Here is a 7,527-nt window from a genome sequence, read left to right as displayed (position 1 = left end):
CAGCGCCGATGGTACTGCAGGGGGGACCCTGTGGGAGAGTAGGACGCCGCCGAACAAAATTTGAAAAAGGCCCACACCTTCCGGTGTGGGCCTTTTTGTTTTTCCGTTAGCTTGAGGCGTATGAACTACGTCATCCGATCCATCCGTGCGGACGAGTGGCCCGCGGCGAAAGAGCTGCGGCTCGCGGCGCTTCAGGACCCGGTCGCGCATCTCGCCTTTCTGGAGACGTACGAGGACGCTCTGGCCCAGCCTGACTCCTTCTGGGCGGGGCGGGCCGCTCGGGCCTGTGAAGGGGCCGACGGTGCTCAGCAGATCATCGTGGAGGCGCCGGACAGGCGGTGGGTCGGGACGTTGACCGTGCTGATCGAGGAGCCGGGGACGACCGACTGGGCCGGGTATTCGGTCGAGCGGCGGCAAGGGCATGTGGTCGGTGTGTTCGTGCGGCCCGAGGAGCGGGGCGGTGGGCTGACCGAGGTGCTGTTCGACGCCGGCCTGGAGTGGGCTTGGGGGCGGGGCGCCGAGCGGGTGCGGCTCATCGTGCACGAGGAGAACGGGCGGGCCCAGCGGTTCTACCGGAGGGTGGGGTTCGTGCCCAGTGGCCTTGTCGTGCCGTTGTCCGGGAAGCCGGAGGAGAAGGAACTGGAGTTCGTCCTCGAGCGGCCGTAGGAGTCCGTTGTCCGTCGGGAGTCCGATCGGAACAACCGGTGCTGCTACACCGGGAGTTCGTCGTGCGGCCAGCGGGAGCGGGCCTGTTCCCGAGACCGGAGCAGGGCCAGGGTCGGCATACCCCGGTCCGCTCCGGTGGCCAGCAGCTCCGGGAGCTGGGGAAGCGGAGCCACGGCGGCGACGTCGTCCAGGACGAGCGTCATTGGTGGGTCGAGGCGACCGGAGGATGACCGTTCGGCCATGCGCCGGCCGCGCTCGACCACGCTTGCGGCGAGGGCCGTCAGGAGTGGCATGGCGCCCGGGTTGGCTCGGGGGTCCTCGATGGATTCACCCACCAGATAAAGCGTGCCCCCTTCATGGACGAAGGAATCCAAGGTGAGGGCATCAGTTCGGTTTGGAGTGCAGGCTTCTCGGATGTTGACGGTGTGGAGGGCGGAGAGGGCCCGGGTCGTCAACTCCTGTGCCATGTCCCGGCGTTCGGGGTGGGCTGTGAGGGCGGCTTCGAGTTCGCCTGCCGCGCCGGGTGCTGCCTTCGGGTTCGTGCGGAGGGTTCGTACGGCGTCCTGGACCTGGGTGCCCTGGGACCAGCGGTGGACGTGGCGGATGGTGCGGCCGTCGATGGCCGCGGCGTGCAGGTAGCTGCGCAGGAGCGTTTCGGCCACCGCCGCGAGAGCCTGGTCCAGTTTGGCGGTGGGGCGGACCGGTGCGAGGAGGGCGGCGGCTCTCTCCGTTGCCGTTTGTCTGTCCTCGCAGCCCGTGGTGGGGGACCAGTGGAGGCGGGACGGGGTGTCGCAGAGGTGGGTGGGGTCGTAGAGGAGGACCGGGCCCAGTTTGGATCTGGCGTCCTTGGTTGCTTGCCAGAGGGTTGGGTTCGAGGTGACTACAAGGGCCGGGCCCTCCGCGTCGCGGACTGCCTGGGTTGCGGTTGCTTGGCGGCTCTCTCTCGGGGCCACGAGGATCTTTTCCCGACCGCTCATCCGTTCGCCCAGCAGAAGGCCGTGGGGTTCCGGCTCGGGCTCCGCCTGCGGCCGCATGGGCTCCGCCTCCGTGCGCGGCGCGGGCACCTCGGCCTGGACCGGCGTAGGAGCCGTCCCAGAGCCCGAGAACCCCTCTCCTGAGCCCGATACGCCCGCCCCCGCGCCCGCGCCCGAGAGAGCCTGCTCGCCCGCACTCCCTGTCTTCGCCGCGCGCCGGCCCGCCCTGACGGCCCGCCACCTGGCCACCGTTCCCAGCACGAACACGGTCAGTACGACGAGGACCATCAACTGGCCGATGAACAGGCCCCAGAACAGCCCGTACCCCGACAGCTGTTCCGCCGGTGTGGCCGGCCAGGCGCCGGGGATGTCGTGCGGTTCCTCGATCAGGTAGCGCATGGCCAGCGGGGTGCGGGTGAAGGTGACTCCGGACGGCCAGGCGCCGTGGGCGAACAGGGCCGCCAGACCCGTCGCCGTCCACACCAGCAGCGTCATGCCGAGGAGGAAGGCGAGTACGCCGATGAGCAGGCCGTCGGGGATGCCCCCTTGGCCGTCCCGGCTGCCGCGGCCGTCCCGGTGTTCCCGGCGGTCGTCCGGTCTCACGCTGCCCCCTACGCCACCGTCGATTCGGAGTCGCCCAGGTGTTGCTCCACGAAGGCCGCCGCCCGCTCCTCCGCTTCCAGCTCGGCGGCGCGCAGGGCGTCGTCGGTCAGGTCGGTGGACGACTCGGTCATGGCGCGGTCGGTGAAGACCAGGGGGCGTTCGGTCTCGGTGACCAGGTGTTTGACGACCTGGACGTTGCCGTTGACGTCCCACACCGCGATGCCGGGAGTGAGGGTGGGGATGATCTCCACGGCCCAGCGCGGGAGGCCCAGTACCCGGCCCGTCGCCCTGGCCTCGTCGGCCTTCTGGGCGTAGATCGTCCTGGTGGACGCCATCTTCAGGATCGCGGCCGCCTCCTTCGCCGCCGCGCCGTCGACGACGTCCGAGAGATGGTGGACGACGGCGACGAAGGACAGACCCAGGCGTCGGCCGAACTTCAGCAGGCGCTGGAAGAGTTGGGCCACGAACGGGCTGGCGATGATGTGCCAGGCCTCCTCGACCAGGAAGATGCGCTTCTTGCGGTCGGGGCGGATCCAGGTGTGCTCCAGCCAAACGCCGACGATCGCCATCAGGATCGGCATGGCGATGGAGTTGCGGTCGATGTGGGACAAATCGAACACAATGAGCGGCGCGTCCAGGTCGATGCCCACCGTGGTGGGGCCGTCGAACATGCCCCTCAGGTCACCGTCGACCAGACGGTCCAGCACCAGCGCCACGTCCAGGCCCCAGGCCCGTACGTCGTCTATGGCGACGTTCATCGCCTCGGCCGACTCCGGCTCGGGGTGCCGTAGCTGCTCGACGATGTCGGTCAGGACCGGCTGGCGTTCGATGATCGTTTCGTTGACGTAGGCGTGCGCGACCTTCAGGGCGAAGCCGGAGCGTTCGTCCAGGCCGTGACCCATCGCGACCTCGATGATCGTGCGCAGCAGGGCCAGCTGGCCCGTCGTCGTGATCGACGGGTCGAGGGGGTTGAGGCGGATGCCGTGGTCCAGGGCGGCCATCGGGTCCAGGCGGATGGGAGTTATCCCCAGCTCCTGCGCGATGAGGTTCCACTCACCGACCCCGTCCTCGCCCTGGGCGTCCAGGACGACGACCTGGCGGTCGCGGAAGCGGAGCTGGCGCAGGACGTAAGTCTTCTCCAGGGCCGACTTGCCGTTGCCGGACTCGCCGAGGACCAGCCAGTGGGGGGCGGGGAGCTGCTGGCCGTACAGCTGGAAGGGGTCGTAGATGTAGCCCTTTCCGGAGTACACCTCGCGGCCGATGATGACGCCCGAGTCGCCGAGGCCGGGGGCGGCGGTCGGGAGGTAGACCGCCTGGGCCTGGCCCGTCGACGTGCGCACCGGCAGCCGGGTCGTCTCGACCTTCCCGAAGAGGAAGGACGTGAAGGCGTCGGTGAGGACGGACAGCGGGTCCCGCATCAGGTCCTACCTCCGAATGCCGGTGGCGAAGGGGAGTGTGTTGACGAATGCCCGGTGGTGCTCCCGGTCGCACCATTCCAGCTTCAGATACGACTTTCCGGCTGACGCCCGGATGGTCCGCTTGTCGCGCGCGAGGGCCTCGGGGGTACGGGAGGAGACGGTGATGTAGCCGACCAGGTTGACGCCGGCGGCGCCGCTCGCGAGGTCCTCGCCGCGCTGGTCGAGGCGGGTGTGGGCGGCGACGTCGCGGGGGTCGACGGTGCGGTTCATCTTGGCGGCGCGGCTCGCCTCCGCCTCGTCGTTGGTCTTCTCGGTCAGCATGCGCTCGATGGCGACCTCGGTGGGTTCGAGGTCCATCGTGACGGCGACCGTGCGGATGACGTCGGGGGTGTGGACGAGGAGCGGCGCCAGGAAGTTGACGCCGACCGGGGTCATCGGCCACTCCTTCACCCAGGCCGTGGCGTGGCACCAGGGGGCGCGGGTGGAGGACTCCCGGGTCTTCGCCTGGAGGAACGTCGGCTCCATGGCGTCCAGCTCGGCCGGCCAGGCGTTGCGCTTCGTCATCGCCTGGATGTGGTCGATCGGGTGGTCCGGGTCGTACATGGAGTGGATGAGGGAGGCGAGCCGGCCCTGGCCGAGGGGCTGGCGGACGCGGATGTCCGCCTCCTGGAGGCGGGAGCAGATGTCGGTCAGCTCGCGTGCCATGACGACGGCCAGACCCGCGTCGCGGTCGACCTTGCCGCCGTGCGGGCGGGCCGCGCGGGCCATCGCCATCGCCTCGGCGGCCAGTTCGCGGGTGTAGTGCATGCAGGCGACGAGGTACGCGCGGTGCTGCTCGCTGCTCGTCGACACCATCGACTGGAGTTGGTCGTACGACTGCTGCAGCCATCCGGGGGCCCGCTCGTCGCCGCGTACGGCGACGTCCTTGGCGTGGGCGTCCGGGTCGGCGGGGAGGGTGCGGGCGAGCATCTGAAGGCGCGTCACGAAGCCGTCGCCGTTGGCCACGTGCTTGAGGAGGGTGCCGAAGCGGTCGACGAGGGCTTCCTGGTCCTCGGAGTCGCGCAGGCCGACGCCGGGTCCCTCGATCTCGATCACGGCCGTGACGGTGCGGCGGTCGGCGTGCAGCAGTACGGCGATCTCGTCGGGCCCGAACGGGGCGGCCAGCCAGGTGACGCGGCCGATGCCGGGGGGCGGGCCGACCTCGACCTCGCGTCCGTCGACATGGGTGCCGGCCTCCATGACGCCGGAGCGGTAGGTGGTGCCCTGGCGGAGGGTGCGCTTGTAGCTGCGGTTGATCTCGAACCACTTGTAGATGGTCCGGTGCTTGTACGGCACGTAGACCGCGGCCAGCGCGAGCATCGGGAAGCCCATGAGCAGCACGATGCGCAGGGACAGGACGGGGACGAGGAGCCCGCACATCATGCCGAGGAACGCGCCGCCGATGATCAACGCGATCTCGCCGGTCTCACGGTTCCGGCCGACGACGGCGTTCGGCCGGGCGCGGCCGATCAGATATGTACGGCGGGGCGTGACCGGATGGGACACGTGGGACTGCGTCGTCAACGCCCGTCACCTCCTGAACGATTGCTGTTGCGGGTGTTGCTGGCGTGGGGGGTGTTCACCGGGCTGCCCGAGCGGGGTGCGGGTGCGGCGGAGGGGACAGATCCGCCGCCTCCGTTCGAGGAGCGCGAACTGTGCGCGGCGACGCCGCCGGAGGCGGGGTTCGAGGGGCGGGCGCCGCCCGACTGGCCTCCGCCGCCCTGGTTGTCCGCGCGGGAGCTGTGCGTCTTGATGCCCTGGGCGACGAGGGTCGCGGGAGAGCTTATGACGGCGGCGGCCTTGCCTTCGGCGCCGCGCATGATGCGGTTGTTGCGGGAGCCGGCGAGCTCGTCGCCGAAGCCCGGGACGAAGCGGTAGATCATCGCGCTGGCGAAGATGGCGAGCAGGATGATGGCCAGGCCGGAGACGACGGCGGAGAAGGCGTTCGGGCCGTCGTCGGCGGACAGGGCGCCGGCCAGGCCGAGCACTATGACGATGACCGGCTTCACCAGGATGACGGCGATCATGATGCCCGCCCAGCGGCGGACGTGGCCCCACAGGTTCTTGTCGACCAGGCCCGCGTAGACGACGGTGCCGAGGAGGGCGCCGACGTAGAGCAGGGCGGCGCGGATGACGAGCTCCAGCCAGAGGATGCCGGCGGCGAGGATGCTGACCAGGGAGACGACGATCAGCATGATCGGGCCGCCGCCGATGTCCTCGCCCTTCTCCAGGGCGCCGGAGAAGGTGCCGAAGAAGGTGTCCGTCTGGTCGCCTGTCGTCTTCGCCAGGACGTCCGTGATGCCGTCGGTCGCCGATACGACCGTGTAGAGGATCAGCGGCGTGAACGCGGACGCGAGGACCGTGAGCCAGAGGAAGCCGATCGCCTCGGAGATGGCGGTGGTGAGGGGGACTCCGCGGACGGCTCGCTTGGCCACGGCCAGGAGCCAGAGGAGGAGCGTGAGGATCGTCGACGCCGCGAAGACGACCGCGTACTGCTGGAGGAACTTGGGGTTCGTGAAGTCGACGTTCGCCGTGTCCTTCACGGCCTCGCTGAGCTTGTCGACGGTCCAGGCGGCGGCTTCGGCGCAGCCCTTGGCGAGGGAGGAGAGGGGGTCGAGGGTGGAGGTGGGGTCGGTCAGGGAGCGGCCGCCGGTGCCGGTGCCGGAGCCGCCGTTGTCTTGTTCGCAGTAGTCCTTGGCGGGGCCGACGATGAGGTCGCAGTTGTCACCTGACGGGGTCGGTGAGGGCGTGGGCGCGGCGACGGCCCGCGTGGCCAGCAGCACGACCGTGGTCTGTACGGCGGTGAAGGCGGCGGCGACCTTGAGTACGCGGCGCGGGTTAGCGGGCATACGTGAAGCCTCCGTACTCCTCGACGGCCTTGGCCATCTCGTCGGCGCTGGACGCCCGGTTGTCCCCGGGGACGGGTGCGGGGCCGTTCTTCTGGGAGAAGCTGTCGACTTTCCAGTCACTGTTTGCCCAGCGGAGCTGGAGCGTCATGGTGAACCAGTCGCTGCTGGCCGGATTGGTCGAGCTCTCCCCCGCCATGCCGAACACGCCGGTGCACCACACCTCGACGGTGGCTGCGGAGGCCGAGTAGCTCGTGACCTTGGTCCCGACCGGCACGGTGCGCGAGACGTAGGTGTTGCCCTCCGTCGCGTCGCCGTTCTCGTCAAGGCCGATGCTGCTCAGGAACTCCTTGGAATACGCCTGGTCGAGCTTGGCCGCGAGCTCGACCTGCTTGTCGGAGACGAAGACCTGCTGGACGATCTCGGCCCTGCGGGCCGGCTTGAGGATGTCGGCGGACACCAGCGTCACCGCGTAGTTGGCCGCAGCACTCTGCACGCCTTGCGCATCCTGAGCGAACCCCGCCGGAATCCCCCCGGACGCCCCCTCCACCGGCCGCGCCCCACTCGCCGCCGTAGCCGAGGATTTCGGCTGGTTTTCGTCCCCGGCCGCGGAATCGGAGTCGTCGCCTCCACGGTTCGCGAAGGCGATCGCTGCGATGAGGAGGACCACCACGCCGACCACGGTGACCAGGCTTCGGGACGACGAGCGGCCGCCTCTCCGCGCGCCCCCGTACACGTCACCGCCGCTCTCGGGCAGTCGTGTGCGGGTCTGGCCCGTTCCTCCGTAACCGCCGGAGGACTCCCGCTCGTCTCCGAGACTCATGCCGCGTACGCCCCCTCGGCGTCGGACGAAAACACGTAGGAGTACGACGGTAGCCGTGCTGGTTCCCGCGTGGGCGCGGTGTGGTGACTCGACATCAGGGAAACGCAACCTCAGCCGGTGAGCACGACGGGTGGGTGGGGGACTCGGGGAGGGACCGG

At 69.8% G+C, this 7,527-nt stretch carries 6 protein-coding genes; 1 reads left to right on the top strand and 5 read right to left on the bottom strand.

Going from position 1 to position 7,527, the window contains the following annotated elements:
* The first annotated feature begins 120 nt into the window (after positions 1–120).
* Complete coding sequence (locus ABD932_RS06780; protein ID WP_345009613.1) at positions 121–666, top strand: GNAT family N-acetyltransferase; 546 nt, start codon at positions 121–123, stop codon at positions 664–666.
* 44 nt (positions 667–710) lie between these two features.
* Here the strand turns inward: ABD932_RS06780 and ABD932_RS06775 are convergent, their stop codons facing one another.
* From ABD932_RS06775 to ABD932_RS06755, 5 genes are read right to left on the bottom strand one after another with little or no spacing between them, the layout of a single operon-like run.
* Complete coding sequence (locus ABD932_RS06775; RefSeq protein ID WP_345009611.1) at positions 711–2,243, bottom strand: type IV secretory system conjugative DNA transfer family protein; 1,533 nt, start codon at positions 2,241–2,243, stop codon at positions 711–713.
* A gap of 8 nt (positions 2,244–2,251) precedes the next feature.
* Complete coding sequence (locus ABD932_RS06770; protein WP_345009609.1) at positions 2,252–3,661, bottom strand: ATP-binding protein; 1,410 nt, start codon at positions 3,659–3,661, stop codon at positions 2,252–2,254.
* Positions 3,662–3,667: 6 nt separating this feature from the next.
* Positions 3,668–5,224: an SCO6880 family protein gene (locus tag ABD932_RS06765; RefSeq protein ID WP_345009607.1), complete on the bottom strand. Its 1,557-nt coding sequence runs from the start codon at positions 5,222–5,224 to the stop codon at positions 3,668–3,670.
* Positions 5,221–6,549 (bottom strand): hypothetical protein, encoded by a 1,329-nt coding sequence (locus ABD932_RS06760; RefSeq protein WP_345009606.1) that lies wholly within the window; start codon positions 6,547–6,549, stop codon positions 5,221–5,223. Before ABD932_RS06760 ends, ABD932_RS06765 begins: the two co-directional genes overlap by 4 nt.
* Complete coding sequence (locus ABD932_RS06755) at positions 6,539–7,369, bottom strand: DUF8175 domain-containg protein (protein ID WP_345009604.1); 831 nt, start codon at positions 7,367–7,369, stop codon at positions 6,539–6,541. Before ABD932_RS06755 ends, ABD932_RS06760 begins: the two co-directional genes overlap by 11 nt.
* Positions 7,370–7,527: the final 158 nt, after the last annotated feature.

The organism is Streptomyces shaanxiensis, assembly GCF_039537145.1.
GTDB lineage: Bacteria > Actinomycetota > Actinomycetes > Streptomycetales > Streptomycetaceae > Streptomyces > Streptomyces shaanxiensis.
The sequence above is the reverse complement of the archived record's forward strand: the minus strand, read 5'-3'. Positions and strand labels throughout refer to the sequence as shown.

Bases quoted from the DNA above. Each gene is read 5' to 3' on its own strand.
- ABD932_RS06760 (WP_345009606.1), bottom strand. From the start codon at position 6,549: ATGCCCGCTAACCCGCGCCGCGTACTCAAGGTCGCCGCCGCCTTCACC.
- ABD932_RS06780 (WP_345009613.1), top strand. From the start codon at position 121: ATGAACTACGTCATCCGATCCATCCGTGCGGACGAGTGGCCCGCGGCG.
- ABD932_RS06755 (WP_345009604.1), bottom strand. From the start codon at position 7,369: ATGAGTCTCGGAGACGAGCGGGAGTCCTCCGGCGGTTACGGAGGAACG.
- ABD932_RS06770 (WP_345009609.1), bottom strand. From the start codon at position 3,661: ATGCGGGACCCGCTGTCCGTCCTCACCGACGCCTTCACGTCCTTCCTC.